22 protein-coding genes and 1 other annotated feature are annotated in these 21,043 nt (G+C 37.1%); of the genes, 6 read left to right on the top strand and 16 right to left on the bottom strand.

Translation table 11 applies throughout. The annotated features are described in order from the left end of the window. Positions 1-32 precede the first annotated feature (32 nt). Positions 33-1,043: an AraC family transcriptional regulator gene (locus tag OZX56_RS03515; RefSeq protein WP_277140203.1), complete on the bottom strand. Its 1,011-nt coding sequence runs from the start codon at positions 1,041-1,043 to the stop codon at positions 33-35. Positions 1,044-1,178: 135 nt separating this feature from the next. On the opposite strand from OZX56_RS03515, the gene OZX56_RS03510 reads away from it, so the two are divergent. The 5 genes from OZX56_RS03510 (at position 1,179) to OZX56_RS03490 (ending at position 7,131) form a co-directional block, all read left to right on the top strand. After that, entirely contained in the window at positions 1,179-2,882 is a 1,704-nt protein-coding gene (locus OZX56_RS03510; protein WP_277140202.1) for a glycoside hydrolase family 3 N-terminal domain-containing protein, read from the top strand. 11 nt (positions 2,883-2,893) lie between these two features. After that, positions 2,894-5,713, top strand: a complete 2,820-nt coding sequence (locus OZX56_RS03505; protein ID WP_277140201.1) for an alpha-L-rhamnosidase — start codon at positions 2,894-2,896, stop codon at positions 5,711-5,713. Beyond that, positions 5,694-6,350 carry a beta-phosphoglucomutase gene (gene pgmB, locus OZX56_RS03500; RefSeq protein ID WP_277140200.1) on the top strand — a complete coding sequence of 219 codons (657 nt, stop codon included), beginning with the start codon at positions 5,694-5,696 and terminating at the stop codon, positions 6,348-6,350. Before OZX56_RS03505 ends, pgmB begins: the two co-directional genes overlap by 20 nt. A gap of 166 nt (positions 6,351-6,516) precedes the next feature. After that, positions 6,517-6,852, top strand: coding sequence for a toxin-antitoxin system (locus OZX56_RS03495; RefSeq protein ID WP_277140199.1), 336 nt, complete (start codon positions 6,517-6,519; stop codon positions 6,850-6,852). A gap of 27 nt (positions 6,853-6,879) precedes the next feature. Beyond that, positions 6,880-7,131 (top strand): type II toxin-antitoxin system RelE/ParE family toxin, encoded by a 252-nt coding sequence (locus tag OZX56_RS03490; protein WP_277126979.1) that lies wholly within the window; start codon positions 6,880-6,882, stop codon positions 7,129-7,131. 698 nt (positions 7,132-7,829) lie between these two features. On the opposite strand, the gene OZX56_RS03485 is transcribed toward OZX56_RS03490, so the two are convergent. Next, on the bottom strand, positions 7,830-8,516 hold the full coding sequence (locus OZX56_RS03485) for a TetR/AcrR family transcriptional regulator (protein WP_277126627.1): 687 nt from the start codon (positions 8,514-8,516) through the stop codon (positions 7,830-7,832). A gap of 350 nt (positions 8,517-8,866) precedes the next feature. Between OZX56_RS03485 and OZX56_RS03480 the strand changes: the two genes are divergently transcribed. Then, positions 8,867-10,210, top strand: coding sequence for an SLAP domain-containing protein (locus OZX56_RS03480; protein ID WP_277140198.1), 1,344 nt, complete (start codon positions 8,867-8,869; stop codon positions 10,208-10,210). A 74-nt stretch (positions 10,211-10,284) separates the two neighbouring features. Here the strand turns inward: OZX56_RS03480 and OZX56_RS03475 are convergent, their stop codons facing one another. The 14 genes from OZX56_RS03475 to rplU form a co-directional block, all read right to left on the bottom strand. Further along, positions 10,285-10,728 carry an ASCH domain-containing protein gene (locus OZX56_RS03475; RefSeq protein WP_277140197.1) on the bottom strand — a complete coding sequence of 148 codons (444 nt, stop codon included), beginning with the start codon at positions 10,726-10,728 and terminating at the stop codon, positions 10,285-10,287. Continuing rightward, positions 10,721-11,599: a GNAT family N-acetyltransferase gene (locus OZX56_RS03470; protein ID WP_277140196.1), complete on the bottom strand. Its 879-nt coding sequence runs from the start codon at positions 11,597-11,599 to the stop codon at positions 10,721-10,723. The genes OZX56_RS03475 and OZX56_RS03470 overlap by 8 nt, the downstream gene beginning before the upstream one ends. Next, positions 11,596-13,281: a DNA repair protein RecN gene (gene recN, locus OZX56_RS03465; protein WP_277140195.1), complete on the bottom strand. Its 1,686-nt coding sequence runs from the start codon at positions 13,279-13,281 to the stop codon at positions 11,596-11,598. The genes OZX56_RS03470 and recN overlap by 4 nt, the downstream gene beginning before the upstream one ends. 10 nt (positions 13,282-13,291) lie before the next feature. Beyond that, positions 13,292-14,104: a TlyA family RNA methyltransferase gene (locus tag OZX56_RS03460; protein ID WP_277140194.1), complete on the bottom strand. Its 813-nt coding sequence runs from the start codon at positions 14,102-14,104 to the stop codon at positions 13,292-13,294. Then, positions 14,105-14,971 carry a polyprenyl synthetase family protein gene (locus OZX56_RS03455; RefSeq protein WP_277140193.1) on the bottom strand — a complete coding sequence of 289 codons (867 nt, stop codon included), beginning with the start codon at positions 14,969-14,971 and terminating at the stop codon, positions 14,105-14,107. It lies immediately after the preceding gene. A gap of 2 nt (positions 14,972-14,973) precedes the next feature. Further along, positions 14,974-15,216 (bottom strand): exodeoxyribonuclease VII small subunit, encoded by a 243-nt coding sequence (locus tag OZX56_RS03450; protein WP_277140192.1) that lies wholly within the window; start codon positions 15,214-15,216, stop codon positions 14,974-14,976. Further along, the gene (gene xseA / locus OZX56_RS03445; protein WP_277140191.1) at positions 15,197-16,564 is read right to left on the bottom strand and encodes an exodeoxyribonuclease VII large subunit; all 1,368 of its coding nucleotides are present in this window, start codon (positions 16,562-16,564) and stop codon (positions 15,197-15,199) included. Before xseA ends, OZX56_RS03450 begins: the two co-directional genes overlap by 20 nt. Continuing rightward, positions 16,554-17,402 (bottom strand): tetrahydrofolate dehydrogenase/cyclohydrolase catalytic domain-containing protein, encoded by an 849-nt coding sequence (locus tag OZX56_RS03440; RefSeq protein WP_277140190.1) that lies wholly within the window; start codon positions 17,400-17,402, stop codon positions 16,554-16,556. The genes xseA and OZX56_RS03440 overlap by 11 nt, the downstream gene beginning before the upstream one ends. Before the next feature lie 59 nt (positions 17,403-17,461). Continuing rightward, entirely contained in the window at positions 17,462-17,860 is a 399-nt protein-coding gene (nusB, locus tag OZX56_RS03435; RefSeq protein WP_277126637.1) for a transcription antitermination factor NusB, read from the bottom strand. Continuing rightward, positions 17,838-18,296, bottom strand: coding sequence for an Asp23/Gls24 family envelope stress response protein (locus OZX56_RS03430; RefSeq protein WP_277126638.1), 459 nt, complete (start codon positions 18,294-18,296; stop codon positions 17,838-17,840). The genes nusB and OZX56_RS03430 overlap by 23 nt, the downstream gene beginning before the upstream one ends. Positions 18,297-18,314: 18 nt before the next feature. Further along, on the bottom strand, positions 18,315-18,884 hold the full coding sequence (gene efp, locus OZX56_RS03425; RefSeq protein ID WP_277140189.1) for an elongation factor P: 570 nt from the start codon (positions 18,882-18,884) through the stop codon (positions 18,315-18,317). Positions 18,885-18,951: 67 nt separating this feature from the next. Beyond that, positions 18,952-20,061 carry a Xaa-Pro peptidase family protein gene (locus OZX56_RS03420; protein WP_277140188.1) on the bottom strand — a complete coding sequence of 370 codons (1,110 nt, stop codon included), beginning with the start codon at positions 20,059-20,061 and terminating at the stop codon, positions 18,952-18,954. A 146-nt stretch (positions 20,062-20,207) separates the two neighbouring features. Next, the gene (gene rpmA / locus OZX56_RS03415; protein ID WP_277126641.1) at positions 20,208-20,501 is read right to left on the bottom strand and encodes a 50S ribosomal protein L27; all 294 of its coding nucleotides are present in this window, start codon (positions 20,499-20,501) and stop codon (positions 20,208-20,210) included. A 13-nt stretch (positions 20,502-20,514) separates the two neighbouring features. Then, entirely contained in the window at positions 20,515-20,829 is a 315-nt protein-coding gene (gene rplU, locus OZX56_RS03410) for a 50S ribosomal protein L21 (protein WP_277126642.1), read from the bottom strand. Between the two features lie 13 nt (positions 20,830-20,842). After that, positions 20,843-20,919, bottom strand: a sequence feature (ribosomal protein L21 leader region). Positions 20,920-21,043: the final 124 nt, after the last annotated feature.

Below are 21,043 nucleotides of genomic sequence, written 5' to 3'. Positions count from 1 at the left end.
TAACTATAATTCAGTTTAAGCTAACTATAATTTTATCTCGTATTTACCCGATATTGCGCAGGTGAAACCCCAAAGCATTGCTTGAAAATTTTATAAAAATATGAAGAATTTTCATAACCAACTCTATTAGCTATTTTTTCAACAGAAACAGTAGTGTACGTCAAATATTCAGCTGCTACATTGAGCCTTTGTAACTGTACTAATTTAATAAATGATAATCCAGTTTCACTCTTCAAATAATCAGACAAATAGTTAGGATTAAAGCCAAAATGATCAGCCATTTGCTCTAATGTAATCTTTGAATAATTTTTTTCAATGTAGAGTAACAACGATAATAAATTATTAGTTTGCTTCTTTGAGTCAGTAACTTTGATATCTAAATAGTATGTCTTACGAATCAAGAGGGAAAAAAGTGTCAAAATTTCTAGCTTAATAATCTGGTCAGATTGAATCTGCGAAGAGTAATATTCACCAATAATATCGTAAACTAAGTTAACGATTTTAGAGTCATGACCTGTTTTAAATAAGCTATATCTGCCTTCACCATGTTCTTCATCAGACAACAATGAAAACAACAAATTGGAAATCGACATACCATTTTCTTTTGCCTGCAAAAAATTGAGTTCATTTAGTGAAAAAGCCGAAGATCGCAACTCAATATTAATTACTACACCATCTTCCGCTATTGGTTTAACCTTATGCGGTGTTTTCATTCCAATAAAAATCATATCATCTTGGTCTACGTTAATTCTTTCGTGCTCAGTTTCAACGACACAACTACCTACTAGGGGAATATTGATTTCAACATAGTCATGTAAATGATAGGGAATAAACGACTTAACTGGTTGAACCGAAATAGTAATTGAACTACTATTCAAGACTAAATTATCAGAATATGTGTCGAAAAACTCATACACAGGTTCATCATTAATATGACGAATAACCTTCAATTTTGTACCTTTAGACTTGAAATTAGCCAAAATTTCGTTCCAATCTTGAAAGCCATTATTTTTACGCAAGGTTTGTAAAATTTGCTGCTGCAACTGCTATTTCCTTCCTATAATAAAATCTGTGAAATAAACATAATATTAATGCTTTTTAGCAATAGTTTGCTTCTTAACAATAAGTTAAAATGAACACCAAATCAATCAGAACATATTTTGTGGAGGGGAAAATACATGACAGATTTAACTAAAAAGCCCTATAACTTATCATCAGAAGAAATTACCTTTGTGCGGCAAAAGGTTGCAAGTATGAATATCAATGAAAAGATTGGGCAACTCTTTTTTGTGATTGGACAAGATGAAGACGAAACTGATTTAAAGGAATTTATTCAAAAATATCAGCCTGGTGGTATGATGTATCGCCCGGATAAATCAAGCAAACTGCAACATGAAATCCATAATGTCCAAACAGAAAGTAAAATTCCTCTCTTCATCTCAGCTAACTTAGAAGCCGGGGGCAACGGCCTACTTAGCGATGGGACTTGGTTAGGTCGTCCAATGCAAATTGCCGCTACCGGTAATTCTGAGAATGCCTATGAACTTGGTAATGTGTCTGGATATGAAGCTAAACAAGTTGGGGCTAATATGGCCTTTTCGCCAATTGTTGATCTAGACCTTAATTTTCGTAATCCAATTATGAATACCAGAACTTTTGGTAGTGATCAAAAGACGGTAATTGAAATGGCTGACGCTGAAATTGCTGGGCTGATTGCTAACCAGATTATTCCTGTTGCCAAACACTTTCCTGGTGATGGTGTTGACGAACGTGACCAACACTTATTAAGTTCAATCAACTCGCTTTCTGCAGATGAGTGGATGAACTCTTATGGTCAAATTTATCAACATTTAATTGCTAATGGCCTGCCTAGCATCATGATTGCCCATATCATGCAACCAGCTTGGGAAAGAAAACTGCAACCAGGAATTGCAGATGAAGATTTACGCCCGGCTACAACTTCGAAATTATTAATTGAAGGTCTATTACGAGACAAGCTAAACTTCAATGGTTTGACTATTACCGATGCTACTCCAATGATTGGCTATAATGCAATCTTGCCACGTGAAGAAGCATTGCCAACAACTATCAATGCTGGTATCGATATGATCCTTTTCAATAAAAACATCGATGAAGATTATCAATACATCACCAATGCAGTTAATGCTGGCACTATTTCTAGCCAGCGACTTGATGAAGCCGTTACTAGAATTATCGCGACTAAAGTTGCACAAGGTGTTATGAATATCAATAATCAATCAGCAACTCACCGTCTGCCAAAGCTTGATTTAAAACTAGCTGAACACGAAAAAATAGCAACTAGAATTGCCAAACAATCAGTTACCTTAGTTAAAGACCGTGATCAATTATTGCCAATTACTCCAAAAAAGTACCCGAAAATTCGCCTAGTTGTCTTAGGCGATACAGATGATGGCGGCTTTAAAGAGGGTGGCCACGTTAGTGATAAGTTCAAGGGCAAACTAACAGAAATGGGTTTCAAAGTAAGTGTCTATGATCACCAAAATCTAGATTTTTATGAAGTTTTTGAAGGTGGTCTGCAATACGAAAAAGAGCAGTTCGATCTTGCCCTTTACGTAGCCAATATTGAAACGGCAAGTAATCAAACCACTACGAGAATTGATTGGCTCCATTTAATGGCTGCTGATGCACCCTGGTTTATGCGCAGTATTCCAACTATTTTTGTATCAACTTGCAATCCGTACCATCTATTTGACGTCCCAACGGTTTCAACTTATATCAACGCCTATACTGGTAACGAAGCTACCATTGACGCTACTTTAAGAAAAATGGCTGGTCAAGAAGAGTTCTTGGGCCAGAGTCCGGTGGATCCATTTTGCGGTCATTTTGAAACTAAGTTATAGAAGAGATAGTTATGAAGATTACTAATATTTTAATTAATCAAATGGTTGAACCCATCGGGTTTGACTTAGGCGATAGCATTCGTATTGAATTCAGTGTCCAAACTAAAGCTGATTTTGCAGATGTGCAAAAACGGCTAACAATTACTGGTTCCGAACTAGATTTTGACTCTAATTGGCGTGAATATGACAACAATGTTTTTGATGAACACGTACCATTGTTACCACGGACTCGTTATACTGTTAGGGTGCAATTGCGTAATCAGAAACAACAAACCGAGCAGATTTCATTTTTTGAAACTGGAAAAATGACAGAACCATATACAGCAGAATGGATTGGCAATCCCAACCAGGATTTGCAAAATACACTGTTACGCAAAGAATTCGCTTTACCCCAAAAAGTTAAAACAGCACGTTTATATATCACAGGGCTTGGGCTTTATGAAGCATATCTTAACAAGCGAAAAATTGGTACAGAATTTCTTAGTCCTGGGGTCACGGCTTATGATAAGTTAGTCCAAGTACAAACTTATGATGTTAGCCAAATGTTTACTGACCAACAACAGCAGGAATTAGTTATTTCACTAGCAGATGGCTGGTATAAAGGTAATTTTGGTTTCGAAGGCGGTCAAGAAAATATTTACGGTAATCGGCAAATCGCTTTAGCCGAACTACATCTGGAATTTATTGACAGCTCACAGATGGTTATCAAAACGGATAATACTTGGCAAACTACTAGCGGCAAAGTTACCAAATCCGCTATTTACTATGGTGAAGACTATGACGACACGATCAAGGTCACTAACTGGCAACCAGCCGAGCTAGTCAACCACCCTACGAATATTTTACGTGATCGCTTAAGCCTACCCATTAAAATTAAAGAGCAATTGCCAGTCCAACAAATAATCCAAACACCAAACGGTGAAACAGTGCTAGATTTCGGACAAAATCATGCTGGTTGGCCAGAATTTTATAATCAAGAAAAACTAGGCAATACCATCAAGTTAGAAATGGGTGAACTCTTGCAAGATGGTAACTTTTACCGTGATAACTTGCGTGAAGCTAGAGCAGCCTTTGAATATACTTCCGATGGGCAAAATAAGTGGATCCGCCCGCATTTCACCTATTATGGTTATCGCTATATTAGAGTATCTGGATTCAAACAACAAATTAATGCAGCTAATTTTCATTCATGTGTGTTATATTCTGATTTAAAAACAATCGGAAAAATTGAAACAGAAAATTCCAAAGTTAATCGCCTCTTGCAAAATGTTTTGTGGGGCCAAAAAAGTAATTTCGTTGACGTGCCAACGGATTGTCCGCAGCGTGATGAGCGACTTGGCTGGTCTGGTGATGCTGATATATTCTCCGAAACCGCATTGTTAAACATGAATTCATATCCTTTTTTCAAAAAATACGCCAATGACATGTTAATTGAACAAAAACAACATCATGGCATGTTAACAATGTATGCACCCGCAATGGGTAATGAAGAAGGCGGCGCTGCTATCTGGGGAGACGCAGCCACGATTATTCCATGGAATGCTTATCAAGCAACTGGTGATCCAGCAATTTTACGACAAAATTTCCAAGGAATGCAGGCATGGGTTGATTGGATTAGTCAAAGCACAACGACACCTAATCTCTGGACCGGCCGCTTTCAATTTGGCGATTGGTTAGCACTGGATGGCGAAAATCCTGCCTTGCCAACTGGTAAAACCGATGAAGATTTTATTGCTTCTACTTATTACTACTATTCCAGTACCATTGTTGCTAAAACAGCAACTATTTTAGGTAAAGATAAAGATGCTCAAAAGTATACTAAGCAAGCTAATGCGATCAAACAAGCCATCAAAAATGAATATATCACTAATAATGGTCGCCTGGCACTTGATACCCAAACAGGGTATGCTTTAGCACTTTATTTTGACTTAGTACCGTCATCACAAAAAGAACGCGTTGTCAGTGACTTAGTTAGCCGCCTAGCTAAAGACCAAAATCATCTCAAAACTGGTTTTGTTGGCACTCCTCTAATCTGTCAGGTATTGTCTGACAATGGCCATCATGAATTAGCAATGCAATTATTCTTAAACGAAGATTTTCCTAGTTGGTTATATGCAGTTAACCTTGGTGCAACAACTATCTGGGAAAGATGGGATTCAATCCTAGCTGATGGCACTATTAATCCTGAGGGGATGAATTCGCTAAATCATTACTCAGTTGGAGCAATTATGAGTTGGGTTTATCAGCATATCCTTGGTCTTAAGCACCTGGATAGTGGCTATCAAGAAGTGCTATTTGCCCCACAGTTTGACTATCGGCTAAAGCAAGTTAATGGTCATTATGAGAGTTCCTATGGCGATTTAAAATTAGCATACCAATTAGAAACAGATGAACAGCATACTATTAAATTAGCCATCACAGTACCATTTGGTCAAGTTGTCCATGTTAGTTTACCTCGTTCAAGCGGTACCAAGATTTTCGTCAACGGTCAATTTGCTGACCAACCTCTCACTTTGACCAACGGTAAGTTTTCAATCAGCTATCAACCAAACAAAAGCTACATTGAATATTATCAATTGGAAACACCTGTCAAAATAATTATGGCAGATCAATTCTTAGTTAAGCAATTGCAGAAGGTTAATCCAGTGTTTGACTTCTTATCAGCAGATGATAATCTTCAAAATTTTGGTGCTTTGTCGTTAACTAAGCTCAATGAAACCTTACCGTTTGTCAATATTTCTAATTCAGAACTCAAACAAATTAAACAAATCCTGCAACAAACCCCACTAGCAAGTGAAAGGAAATTTTTAAATGAACGGCGTACTATTTGATCTAGACGGTGTCATTGCCGACACCTCAGTATTTCATTTTAAGGCGTGGCGCAAACTCATCCAAGACCATTTTAAACAAGATTTACCACCTGAACTAGAAAGCCAAACTAAGGGCGTTAGTCGGCAAGATTCCTTAACCGCAATACTAAATTATTTACAAATTACCGTCAGTCAGGCTGACTTTGCTAATTTATGTAACGAGAAAAATACCTATTATCGTAAATTACTAACTGATTTGTCATCTGCTGACATCTTACCGGGAATCAGTGAGTTGATTAACCAGCTTAAAAAGCATCATTTTAAATTAGCACTAGCATCTGCCAGTTTGAATGGACCATTAATTTTAGATAAATTAAGCTTAAGTAATTCGTTTGACGCGATTGCCGATCCGCAACAAGTTACTTTGGGAAAGCCTGCACCTGACATTTTTCTAGCTGCTGCTTCAGCCATTAACGTTAAGGTAACAGATTGTATCGGGATTGAAGATTCAATTGCCGGTATTCAAGCAATTAACTCAGCTGGTGCCTTTTCCATTGGAATTGGAAGCCAAGCTGAGTTAAGTCAGGCCAAATTCATTGTGCCTAATACCGCTGAACTAACTTTTGCTAAAATGGTTACTGCTTATCAAAATAACTAATATTAACAGTTTTTTTAAATTGAGCTGCCCCGAATATTTTCGGGGTTTTATTATGACTAAATTAGCTACACAAGCTAAAGATTTATGTATGAGTTGCTTCATTTATTTTCATTTCTTAAAGGTATAAAAGTAATTACTTATTAGAAATGAGATAATAATTCTAGGGATGAACAAGATGAGAACGGTAAAAACTAGAAAACAAGGAAATGCAGTAATGTTGTCTATTCCAAAAAGTTTTGGAGTTAAAGAAGGGATAACTACTATTCCTCGTTTAACTGATAATGGCATTTTCTATGAATTCGTTGATAATGATAATTTCTTTGATTTTAACGCTGATATCCTTAAAGAGTTAGTCAGCCAGAACTATTCAGGTCAAGAATTGATTGATAAATTTTTGGAAAAGAAAAAAGCAATACCACAAGCTTTTGATAAGCTATCTGAAGAAGGCGCCAAAGAGCCAATTATGACTCAAGAGGAGTTTGAAAAAGAAATTGGTTTATAACATAAGACTGACTAATCAAGTAAAAAAATTGCTAAAAAGCTTAAAGACAAAAGACTAAAGCAAAAATTAAGCAATGTAATTTATCAGCAAATTGCCATAGATCCACATGTAGAAGTGAGTAAAACCGGAGATCTTACCGGTATTCGTACAATCGAGTTTAAATATGCAAAGACTAGCTATCGAGTTGCTTATAAAATCTTAGAAGATGAAACAGTTGTGATAGTATTACTGGCTGGTTCTCATGAAGGATTCTATCAAAAATTGAAGAATTTAATTTAAAGAGCGTTATCGCTCTTTTTGTTTGAATTAATAAAATTGGGTAAGCACCATGCTAATTTCGTCACTGTTTTTTACATTTATTTTTATACAAGCCGCTCCCCCCCACTCTATCAACCAATCATCATTGCTACCCAGCTTAAAGGCCATTAAAGTTAATCAGCAGTTTGTGGCAAAATTAACTAATTAGCTAATTTTTCATTGCTACCGTAATTAATTGACAAGTTTTTTCTTATGAGAGTTTGGATTATAAAATCTTAAATAAGCGAACTAAGAGTATCTATTTTTTGGTTAAACTATACCAAGTTTTTTACTTAAAAAGTTCAATTTTAGGTAAATTTTTTGCTAAATTTAAAACAGCTTTCTTAAGTAAAAACTTGATATATCAGCATTTATTTCCATGACAATTAAATTTCTTAACTGCAAACTTAGATTAATTAATTATACGTAGATAGAACTTTTTTGAAACAAATTTTGAGTAAAAAAGCCCCTTGAAAAAAATAAAAAATTTTTTTGCTAAAATTTAACCTATATCGTTTAAAAAATAATCGTATACTTGTAATACTTTTATTTTGCTAATAAATAAGAACTTAATCTAATATAAAAAACAAAAATCACGAAACCTAAGTTTCGTGATTTTTAATTTGCTTTGATTTTTACAACAATTTAATAATCGAATAATAACAATAAATCTTGCCAAGTTAAGCATTATATAACATATAAGGTGCTGGTGAGAACATTGTATCCGCTTCATACAAAATTTTGCGCATATCTAGCTGACGCAGGATCGCCATGCCCTCTGTAACACCTTTTTCAGCATTTTCTTCATCAAAATGTAAAAAGATAGTTAAAAAAGTCCTAGTTGAATAGTCGGCAATTTTTTTCGCGTCTAAGGATAGCTTTGCATGCTTGAAATAAATCTTGCTCAAGCCAGCTGTCACAAAGGTAATCCCAGCAGAAATTTCAGACTGACTGGCTTTTAAATTGGAAAACCAATTATTCTCTTCTAGCCAGTCCAGTAACAGATTTTCCCAAGCATCAGAAAATTCATGGCTCGACAAAACTTCAGAAATAATCAAACTCATGTTGGTATTAGTAATCCCAAAACTACATGCCATGTAGATAAACGCATATACCATTGATCCCATCTGATAGCCATCATGCACAAACTTATTTAAATGCCCACCAACGACGTTTAAGAACTGCTTAATAACGTCATCATTTAGGTCACGCTTATAAGGATAATATGCCTGCAACAATGATTTGGAAATACCAGCTTCATTAGCAATCATTTGCGTTGATACGCCGCTTACGCCATAAACCTTGAACAGTCTGTAGGCAACTTCTAATATTTGTCTTCTTTGCTCTAAATTTCTCTTTCTAGTCATTTGAGTCCCTCTATAACATTTTACTTTAGCACTTATCTATTACTTATGATAACACTAACTTTATCTACTTGTTAGAAATAAGCCTATGCATGAATATGATTATAGCATATTTATTTTATTTATTAATGATTATTAATTATAAATTTAAATACTTTTTGTACTAAGCTTTGCTTTAATATAAGCATTTTTAAGTAATTATGCAAGTGATCACTTCGTAATAATGTCCAAGAATATCTTTAATATAAAGTGTCAAAATAAAAGCTAAATATTTTACTTTATGCACCTTCGAGACGTAAACTTGCTTTTATCAAATTTGAAAAACAAAAAATCACTTGAAAGGATCGATAAAAATGAAAAGAGCAAGTTTAAAAAATGGAATGGTTAAAGTAATCTGTGGCGCAGCATTATCAGTTATTGCAATCGGATATCACCAAAATGTGCAGCAGCCTCAAACAGTTCAAGCTGCATCTGTAAGCCAAGTTAGTGTCAGCAACTGGCAAGAACTGGCAACAGCTTTGAGTAACAAATCTGTCGGCAAAATTACTTTAACTAGTTCAATCAGTGGACCGCAAGAAGAAAACCCGACTTGGATTACTGTTAACGGGAATAAAGAAATTAATGGTAGTGGCAATTCAATCAACCTTAACGAACACTACCTACTTGGCGATGATAGTACTGCGACAATCACTTTGAAGAATTTAACAATTGTTGGTTCCAAAACTGATGACCTATCAATGGGCTTTTTTAAGCAGATTAATCTAGTAAATACTAAAGCTGAGGATCTGGCTTTTTCATCACCTGTGAGTCTTTCTGGCACGACTAGCGTCAGTTATCAAGCATCCGGTGTGCCATTTAGAAGTGCACTCAAAGTCGCTGATAATGCCCACGTAACAGTCAACGACAAGCCAACCGGTGGCAGTGGCCATGATTACTTCTTCAACAATCGCTTAACTATTGGTGATGATGCATCATTAAATCTTGATGTAGACGGTGTTGCCCGCATTTTTGACAAAACTGATGACTATAAGAGCCCACAAGTTAAGGCTGGTAACAACTCTGACATCGAAATTACTGCCAGCAATAATCTCGATCCAGACACTCTGCCACAATTCACCCATACAAAATACGTTGTCAACTTTACTTTAGGCAAGGGAACTGGATTAAAGGTTAACGAAGATTTCAAGGATAATAGCCTATCAGCAGTTAAGGTTAAGGCGCAAAGTCCTAAATTGGTTAAACTGAGCAGTGCCAAGACTGACAGTACCAGTAAACCTGCACAAAATGATGATGACGACACTTTTGACATTGAAATACCAGCCGGTGCTGATAAAGTCATCCCTAGCCGCGACACGGACGTTTATGACGCTCAAGGTCAATTAGTCTCTGGCATGTATGTTGAAGGCGGACAACCTGTCGCTGTTACTGGCAAAACCACTATCAATGGCCAGGAATTCTACGAAACTGCCGACGACGGTGACGAAAAGATGTATCTTAAGGCAGAAGACATTGACGGCATTAGCCGCAAGAGTAACTGTAACGCAGCTTACTACAATAAATCAGGTCGTAAATTAAATAAAGCCAAAATTAGTAAAGGTACTCGCGTTAGAAGCTATGGCAAACCTGTAACTATTAACGGTAAAAAGTACTACTGGATCGCTGCTAACCAATATGTCAGAGCAAGTGACTTTGATTAGTTGTCGTATAGAAATTATTTTGCATCACAAAAAAGCACTTAGTCACGTTGACTAAGTGCTTTTTGCTATTTTTGTTATTCAATTTTTGTAAAAACTTCACAAACTACTTTAGTATCTTCCGTAAAGTCGCCAAAGCCCTCTGCCTGACACTCTTTAGTAAAGAAATTCCAGTGTTCTTTACACCAAGTTTCATAATCACGATTGCCTTCACCTTCATGATAGGCATGCTCTTGAGAAACTTGCTTAAAAGGCATCACTTCGACAACCTTATTTTGTATCACGCAGACTGGCTGCCCGGACCCATCTAGAATAATAGAGTACTGACCAACTGGAGCAACTGGTTCTCGCTCATCATAGATACTGGTCGTGGCTGTTTTAATACCACGATTGACCAAATCAGCTAATTGATTTGCCATTTCAACATTGTCGCCAAATGCATACGCCTCATCCAATTTATTTGAATCAATTCCACGCTGCTGACAAAAATCGTGCCAATATTTATTAAGTTCTTTATTCATGCTTTAACTCTTTCAAATAGACCACTTCAGTTTTGATTTCAAAGCCAGCATTTTGATAAGCTCGAATTGCTGGTAAGTTATCCCTATCAACATCCAAAACAAACTCTTGGACACCTTTTACTTGTAATAGACTCATTGCTTGCTTAATCATAAACGTTGCAAATCCTTGTCCACAGTATACTGGTGCAACACATAAACCAAAGAAATACGCATAATCACCTAAATCAACGCAGCAATAACCAACAATTTCTTTTTGATAAATCAAATTGAAACTCAGACAACTTTCGTCCGCCAAACTTTGCCTGATATATTGCATAGAAGTAGAAAAACTTTCATTAAATGCTGCAGAATGCATCAGTGCTACTTGCTCAACATCCGATTCAGACATTGTTTTAACCGCAAGACTATCAACTAATTTATCCGATATAGCAATTTTAGTAGGCTTTAAAGTTCTCATATGATATTCCCTATCAACGATTTCTAAAGCATTTTTCGTCAAAAAGGCTGGATTTTTTTGTAGAAAACTCATTTCTGATACAAAGTTATAATCAGAATAGCTATATTTAGCCAGAATCTGATAAGTCTGTTCAAGCAGTCGCTTCGCAATACCTTGTTTGCGAAACTCAGGAGCAACTTCTACATGCAAATCTACCTCACTGTCAGGTTCTTCATCTGCATAAATCATAACCAAGCCAACTAACTGGTCAGCTTCATAAGCTAAAACAAAAGTTGGCATATCCGGAAAATAATTATATTGGTTACTTAGATAGGGATCTGAATAGGTCTGGTCAGCTTCATGAATTTGCTTAATTAATTGGCCAGCTGCTGCTTGTTCACACTCACTTAACGTCACTTTATTAACTAATTTCACTTTTTCTGCTTAAAACTCCTCATTAAATCAGCCGCATTCTGCTTAGCTGCCTCAGTTACATCACTACCAGCCATCATTTCAGCAATAGCGGTAATCGTTTCTTCCTGTGTTAGCGGACCAATTTGGGTGTAAGTTGCACCATCTTTGACCTGCTTAGCTACCAAATATTTTTGATCTCCTGCTGCAGCCACTTGAGGTGAGTGAGTGATCGCAATTACTTGCTTATGTTCACCAATTGAATGCAGTTTTTGGCCAATCGCAGCTGATACTCGACCCGAGACACCAGTATCAATCTCGTCAAAAATCATGGTGCCAACTGGTTCTACCTGACTAAAAATTGCCTTCAAAGCCAGGATCAGTCTTGATTGTTCACCACCAGAAACAATTTTAACTAGTGGCATTAATTCTTCACCCGGATTTGGAGCAATTAAGAAAACAATATTATCAGTTCCTTTATTGGTAAAACTATCAGCCTTAGTAATCTCTATCTCAAACCGTGCTTTAGACATATATAAGTCAGCTAGCTCATGCTTGATCTTTTCTTCAAGTGACCGTGCCACTTTTTCTCGAATTTGATGTAACTCATTAGCTTCTTTAGTCAAACGTTGCTCAAGAGCAGTAACTTGTTTTTGTAGTTCTTCTTCATCTAGGCCACCAGTTGCAAACTGACTCAGTTCTTGTTGGACTTGCTCATAAAATTTAAAAACATCTGCTAAAGTTGGACCATATTTTTTCTTTAGCGAATTAAGAGTATCTAACCGATTAGCAACATACTGATATCTTTCTTCATCAAAATCCATTTCATCAAGAATATTCGATAATTCACTGCGAGCATCAGTTAGCGCATAAACACCATCATCAATTGTCTTAGCAATTTCTTTAAACTTACTACCATAAGTAGCTAGTTCTCCGGCGGCTATTTGTGCATCCCCGATTAAAGTTTCAATTCCATGCTCATCATCGTCATATAGCTGCAACAAATAATTAGCCGTATCAACGATCTTTTGATAATTATTTAGCTCGTTGTATTCTTCTTCAAGCTGCTCATCTTCATTATCATCACTTAAAGCAGCTGCAGTTAGCTCATCATTTTGAAATTGCAAAATATCTTGCTTTTGAGCTAACTCCTGTGCATCTTTACGCAAATGACTCAGTTTAGACTTGCTTTCTTGCCAAGCAGCAAAATCAGTCTGATATTGTTCAAGCTTACTTTTAAAGTCTGCAGGTGCATAATTATCAACTAAATCAATTTGCCGATCCTGATCCATTAGAATTTGTTGATCGTTTTGACCATGAATATCAACCAAATATTGACCCAATTCGCGTAAGACATTAATTGTTGTCAATTGACCATTAATTCGCACAACATTGCGGCCTTTAACAGCTAATTCACGACTAATGACCAGTTGACCATCCGAATCGGGTAACCCATATTTTTCGCAAAGCTCGCCAATTCGCTTAGAACCATTACTAATTTCAAACAAGCCGCTAACAACAGCCTTCTTTTCGCCGCTGCGCACCATTTCTTTTTGGCCACGTCCACCCATTAATAATGAAACAGCATCAATGATGATAGACTTTCCGGCACCAGTTTCACCAATTAGTACCGTCATATTTTCTTGAAAGCGAACCTTCAATGATTTAATGATTGCAAAATTCTTGATGTCCAGTTCAACTAACATTTTTTAACCTCTAAAGTTCACTTATTGCTCGAGCTACTAATGCTTGCGATGTATCTTGCCAAAGATTCTGTCCGCCATGGTATAGCCTTTTTTGTAAATGAATTAAAAACTCAATATTACCTTTGCCACCTTTAATTGGTGAATAATCAACAGCTAACACGTTAAAACCAATGGCTAACGCCTGATTAATCGTATGTTCGATAACTTGGCAGTGAACATCATGATCATGGACAATGCCATGCTTACCAACGTTTTCTGGTCCGGCTTCAAATTGCGGCTTTATTAAGCAAACAGCATCACAGTTATCTTGTAAAATTTCATACATTGGCGGCATAATCAAATCCAATGAAATAAAAGAAACATCTGTCATCGCAAAGTCTGGCAATCCTTGAGTAAAATCAGTTGGCTTGCTAAATCGAAAGTTTTGCTTTTCCATCACTACAACCCGGTTGTCGTCACGTAATTGCCAAGCAAGTTGATTGTAACCAACATCAAGAGCATAGACTAACTTTGCACCATTTTGCAAAGCAACATCGGTAAAGCCACCAGTAGAAGCACCAATATCTAAACAAGTTTTATCTTGCAAATTAATTTGAAATGATTTTAAGGCTTTCTCAAGCTTAAAACCACCACGCGAAACATATTTTTTTCCATCGTCCTTGATATAAAACTGTTCCTCTGCTGGGAAACTGGTGCCACTTTTATCAATTCGTTGGTGATTATGATCGCAAACTAGTCCGGCCATAATCGCACGTTGTGCTTGCGTACGTGAATGAAATAACCCTTTTTTAGTAAGCAGTACATCTGCCCGTTCTTTGCCCATTTATAGCACCTTCTGATATAAGCCAAGGAAGCCCGCTAAAATCTCACTTGATAAACCTTGCAAATTCATCTTAGCTCGATCAATCAATTCGGTTAATTCCTGACGACTTTTTTCAACGCCAAGGATAGTCAAGGTATTATTCTTGCCTTCAGCTTCATCCTTATGGGTCGCTTTACCTGCCTCAGTGCTAGTCTGCACTACATCAACTAAATCATCATAAATTTGATACGACCGACCAAAACATTCAGCAAACGCAATTAATTTATCCTTACTTGCTACATCTGCCTTAGCATATTCAGCACCCATAGCAACACATGCTCTGATTAAGCACCCGGTTTTAAGCCACTCCATCCGATTAGCAAAAGCTAAATCATCTGCCACCTCAGCATTATTAGTTGAATCAATATCCAAATATTGACCACCAACCATGCCATTAGGCCCTACTTCTTTAGTAATAATTTTGATAAGATCGATTGAATTACTCCCCTCAGCAATCCATTCAATCCCCATTGTAAGCAGCGCATCCCCAGCTAAGATCGCTTCCGCTTCACCCCATTTTTTATGGCTAGTTAAGCGTCCTCGACGATAGTCATCATTATCCATCGCTGGCAAATCATCATGAATTAGTGAATAAGTATGGATTAGCTCAATACCACTAGCAATTTCAATTTCACGTTCACCAATTTCATGATTTAGCGTGTTTAAAGTTGCCAAAAATAAAAGTGGTCTTAACCTTTTACCACCTGCCATGACTGAATAAGTCATAATCAGACTAACCTTAGCATCATCGATATTTAACGCCAAATGTTCATTTAAGTAGTCATCAATTACTGGGGTCCATTTTTTTCTAAATTCTTTAAACTTCATGATTATTCCTCTGGCGATGCCGCATTATTAGGATCCAATTGATGCTCCGAACCATCTTGATCAATCAATTTTGCCACCGTTTTTTCCGCATCAGTCAATTTTTGGTTCAAATCACGACTAAGTTTGACTCCTGTTTGAAACTCTGCTAACGCATCTTCAAGTGGAACGTTACCATTCTCCAAATTAGTAACAATTTTTTGTAAATCATTTAATTCTGTTTCGAAATTATTCTTCTTTGTCGTCATGTTTATTTCTCCTGATTGTGTTAATAACTGCTGTTGCCTGACCATCTTTAAAATGTAACTGAAGTTTATCAGCAACATTAACCTGTGTAACTGAAGTTACGGTAGTTTTTTGTACATTAGTGGCATAAATAAAACCGCGATCCATTGTCTTAAGCGGACTATAATCATCCAATTGTTGGCTAACTTGCGCTAACTGATGACGCTGATTACGTAGCAACGCCTGCATACTCGTCAGTAATTTTTGACTGTAAAAATTCTGTTGTTGCTGCATTTGCGCAATTCTTTGTCCAGGATTAACTGCCCGTAATTGCTGATACAGCAACTGATAATTTTGGCGATCACGTTCAAGTTTATGTAACATGCTATTTTTCAAACGTGTCTGTAACAGATCAAGTGTTTGCACCTGTTCATCATACAACCTAGTTGGCTCACGCATAATCACTGAACTATTAATTCGATTAAGCTCATCACGGCGTGACTTAATCAGGTTTTGCATGCTTGCAAGCAAGCTGCTACGCAATTGCTGAATATTGGTTAATTCGTCAGTCAAATTTGGGGTAGCATATTCTGCCGCCGCAGTTGGAGTAGCGGCCCGCACATCAGCAACCAAATCGCAAAGGGTTGTATCTGTTTCGTGACCAACTGAAGAGATAACCGGCATTGGCATCGCATAAACTTGTCGTACCACTGCTTCCTCATTAAATGGCCAAAGATCTTCTAAAGATCCACCTCCACGCCCAATGATCATAACATCGTACTTGTCCTTAGCTAGCTTAATCTGCTGCATTGCGGCAATTAATGAATCCGCCGCGCGGTCTCCTTGAACTTGCGCAGGAAACAAATCTACTTGAGCATGTGGAAAGCGGCGATTGGCAGTCACCAAAATATCATGGATAACCGCACCCGACGCACTAGTGACCACTGCAATACGATCAGGAAAGTGCGGCAATGGACGCTTGTGCTCTGTATTAAATAAGCCTTCTTTAGCCAGCTTTGCTTGCAGTTGCTGCAGCTGTTCATATAAAGCACCAAGACCAGCAGGCTCCATTGACTCCGCATAAAATTGATACGTACCTTGTGGTCCATAGACATTGACATATCCAGTTAGATAGACTTGCATTCCCTCTTCAGGTTTAAAATTTACCTTATCAAAATGCGAACGAAACATTACCACATTAATTTTCGCTTTTTCATCTTTCAATGAAAAATACTGGTGTGAATTACGCCGAAAACGAAAATTAGATAATTCACCTTGTAAAAAAACCTTGTGTAAGTATGGATCATTTTTAAATTTTTGCGTTATATAATAATTTAAATCCGTAACACTAAGATACTTATTATCGGCCATCTTTTCTCCTTGCTAATTTAACGACTTGCTCCATCAAAGACTCGACAGTTAGTGGGCCAATTCCTCCCGGAACTGGTGTAATGTAACTCGCCTTTGGTGCAACACTAGCAAAATCAACATCACCAACTACCTGTTTACCAAGACGATTAATCCCTACGTCAATGATCACCGCACCAGGTTTAATCATAGCGGCAGTGACTAGCTTAGCTTGTCCTGCTGCTGAAACAATAATATCTGCCCTCTTAGTATATTCAAAAAGGTTACTAGTCTGCAAGTGTAAAATTGAAACGGTTGCATCGCGTTCAAGCATTAATGCCGCCAATGGCTTACCGACAATACTGCTTCTACCAATAATTACCACATTTTTACCACGCAAATTAATTCGATAATGGTCTAATAGCGCTAGAATCCCATGTGCAGTAGCTGGCTCAACAAAATGATCTCCACGCCAAAGTCGTCCAACATTACTTGGCGTGAGGCAATCAACATCTTTAGCAGGATCAATTTGCTCTAATGCCTCATTTAAGTTTATTTGCTCAGGAACGGGCAACTGCATCATGATACCATGTACCTTGTCATCCCTATTTAATTTAGCAATTAGTGCTAAAAGCTCGACCTGACTAACATCTGCCTTTAATTGATAAACTTTTTGACCAATGCCAATTTCAGCTGCTCGTCTCTTTTTAGTTTTTAAATAAATCTTACTGCTCGGATCCTCACCGATATTAATTACACAAAAGCAGGGCCTTGTACCTTGCTTTCGCAATTTTTTTACTGTTAGCTTCAGCTTAACTGCTTTAAAATCAGCTAGCGCCTTACCATCAAGGATTTGCCCCAACTTAATTATTTCCTTTTCTATACTATAAAAATAGCCGGCTTTAACTAGCCGACTATTAGTTATTCTTCAACAAAATTTGCCAAAACTCCGTTAACAAACGGTTTCGTTTTAGGATCAGCAAATTCATCACATAAGTTTAATGCCTCGTTCACTGCTGCTCGCGGCTCGATCTGATCACTGTACTTAATCTCGTATAAGGCAACTTCTAAAATTGCCAGAGTGATTTGATTAACTCGATTAATCCGCCAATTCTTCTTCAAGTGACTAGCAATCTCACCCTTTAATTCATCACGTTTGGTAATTACTCCAGCAATGATCGTTTTTGAATACGCAGGCAACTCCTTCAAATCAAGTGTTGCAACTGTTTTAGCTTGAATATCCTCAGGAGTATCATTTAGCTCATTGTTAGCTAAATATACCGCCTGCATTGCAACTCTACGACTCTCGTGTTGATTCATTTTTACTCTTTTCATCAATGTCAGCAAACAGCTTTGATGTCCCACTTTCTTCTTGGACTTCGTCTTCTGGGAAAACTAACCCATTAACATGGACGTTGATTTCCTTAAAAGTCAAATCTGTCATTTGTTTTACCTGTGCTTGCAGAGAATTTTGTAAATCCATGGCAATTTTAGGAACATAGCCACCAGCCTCAATACTAATATAAATATCGGCAATCAAGTTATGCTCATCATCAAGTGTAACATTTACACCCTTACTACGACTTTCGCGTCCTAAAACACGATTAATCCCTGATTTAACACTGCCTTGCATCTTAGCAATCCCATCAACTTTTTCGGCAGCTATTCCCATAATAACTTCAAGCACACTAGGATCAATTTCGATTTCTTCACCGTTATTTTTATCATCTAAGACAATCTTTGAACTATCTGCCATTTTATTTACCTCTAAAAATTACTTATTTGCACGAGATACATAGCTACCATCAACAGTATTAATAGTTAAGACATCCCCTTCATTAATGAAGAAAGGCACATTAACCACTAATCCGGTTTCCATTGTTGCTGGTTTACCGCCACCTGAAGATGTATCACCCTTAATATTGGGCTCAGTCTTAGCAACTGCTAAATCAACAGTATTAGGTAACTGAACCCCAAGAGTCTTACCCTCATGCATAATTACACTAACATCCATATTTTCTTTTAAAAACTTAGCTTCATCAGTAATTTGCTCATTAGGAATTGAAAGCTGATCATATGTAGTTGTATCCATGAAAACATAACTAGCACCATCATTGTACAAGTATTGCATACCCTTAGTTTCAATTTCCGCAGTTTCTACCTTAGCAGTCGAACGAAAGGTATATTCCTGAACTGCACCAGTATTCAAACTCTTGAGCTTTGAACGAACAAAGGCACTGCCCTTACCTGGCTTAACATGTTGAAATTCAACAATCCGCCACAAATCATTATTATATTTAATGGTTAGACCGTTCTTAAACTCGTTAACTGAAATCATCGTCATTTTATAAGTACCTCATCTTTATATTTTACCAATTTAGGCGTGATTTTACTATCAATAATATTTAATTTTATAAGAAAATCAACTCATCTTTAGGAAGGGTCGATAACGTTTCTGGAGTTTGATTATGGACTAGAATATCATCTTCAATTCTAACTCCACCTTTATTAGGCAAATAAATCCCTGGCTCAACAGTATGAACCATATTATTTACCAGTTCCTGCTTACCAAACGGCAAGGCAGGCTGACACAGCTCATGAATCTCCAATCCAATTCCATGACCGATTCCGTGACCAAAATATTGGCCATAACCTTGTTCATTTATATAATCACGTGCAGCCTTGTCAACATCAGCACCGTGGTTGCCTGTTACCGCGGCTGTGATTCCGCGGCGCTGTGCTTCATGAACAATTTGATAAATCTGTTCAAGTTCAGGGTCAACTTGGCCAACAGCCACCGTGCGTGTAATATCAGCAGTATAGCCATGATAAAATGCCCCAAAATCAATTACAACCAGATCCCCCGATTCAATTTCTTTATCACTAGCAACACCATGAGCCCAAGAAGAGCGCACGCCCGAAGCAATAATTGTTTCAAATCCAGGACCATCGCCACCATTAACCTTGAACAGGTAATCTAATTTAGCACCAATCTCACGTTCAATTGCCCCTGGCTTAATCATTGATAAAATACCATTGAAACTATCCATTGAAATCTGAACCGCTTGTCTTAAAGTAGCCAGTTCTAGCTCGTCTTTGACATTGCGAACACGCTCAACCAATTCCTGACACAGCTCTAATTCTAGTTGTGGATTTAACGCTTGTAAATTGCTAAATTCGGTTGCAGAAACAAATTCCCCTTCAACTAAAACCTTGTGCAAATTTGCTTGTTTGAGTTCACGACTAATTTCTGCATCTTGGTCGCCTTGCTTCATGATAACCGTTAATTCACCCGGAGCTTGAGCCTTAATTTGACCAGCAAAACGAGAATCAGATAATAATATCCTATCGCCATTAGCAGTCAAAATTAATTGAGCTTCTTCACCAGTAAAATTGGTAAGATACCGATAATTTGCTTGATTAAAAATCAGCAAACCATCAGCACCTTTTTGTTTGATTAGCTCAACTACCGCAGAAATTCGACGATTCAGCAGTGTTAATAGCTCTTCTTGTTCGTTCATTTCAAGCTCCTTTATCAAGTAATAACTTTATTTTACCGCTAAATGCAGCCCAGTCCTAGTAATTTTAAATAATAAATATTATGAAATTAAAAACCACATAAAAAAAACGAGAAGCACGCGCTTTTCGTCTTTTTTTAAAAACTAAATTACTTAGCTTCTTCTTCAACTGGAATAACAGAAACTTGTCTTCTGTATTTATCCATTCGTTCAAACTTAACAACTCCATTTACTAAAGCAAATAAAGTGTCATCTCCACCCTGACCAACATTCTTGCCTGGGTGAATCTTAGTACCACGTTGACGATAAATAATCGTACCTGCATGGATAGTTTGACCATCAGCAGCCTTGGCGCCTAAACGACGACCAGCTGAATCACGACCATTGGCAGTAGAACCGCCACCCTTATGGTGGGCAAATAGTTTAAGACCTAAAATATTCATTCTCATTTCACCTCTAGCTTAATTCAATCTTTTCAACTGTAACCTTAGTGTAAGGTTGACGGTGACCATATTTTGAATGTGAGTGCTTCTTTGGCTTATACTTGAAAGTTACAACTTTCTTTTCTTTGCCTTGTTTTTCAACTTTAGCAGTTACTTTGGCACCCTTAACTAATGGTGTACCAACTTTAACGTCTTTGCCATCAGAAGTAAGAATAACTTCATCAAAAGTGATTTCTTTACCTTCTTCAACATCAAGTTTTTCTACAAAAACACTATCGCCTTCAGCAACTTTGTATTGCTTACCACCGGTTTTAATAATTGCGTACATTTCTGCACCTCCAAAAAATACTTAGACTCGCCAATCGGGGTGTTTTTTTCAAAAAACTTCTAACCCCGAAATGTGCGGTTGCAGATGTGAAGGTCTCCACAAATACAACTACTTGATTATACTACCTTGACCGTGACTTAGCAAGTAAGATAAGGCTTTTAAGAAAATATTTTCACTTATTTCATGGCTATACCCTATTATTAAAATAATATAT

The sequence above is a fragment of the Lactobacillus sp. ESL0684 genome (genome assembly GCF_029392675.1).
Taxonomy (GTDB): Bacteria; Bacillota; Bacilli; order Lactobacillales; family Lactobacillaceae; genus Lactobacillus.
This window is presented reverse-complemented; position numbering and strand designations above follow the sequence as displayed.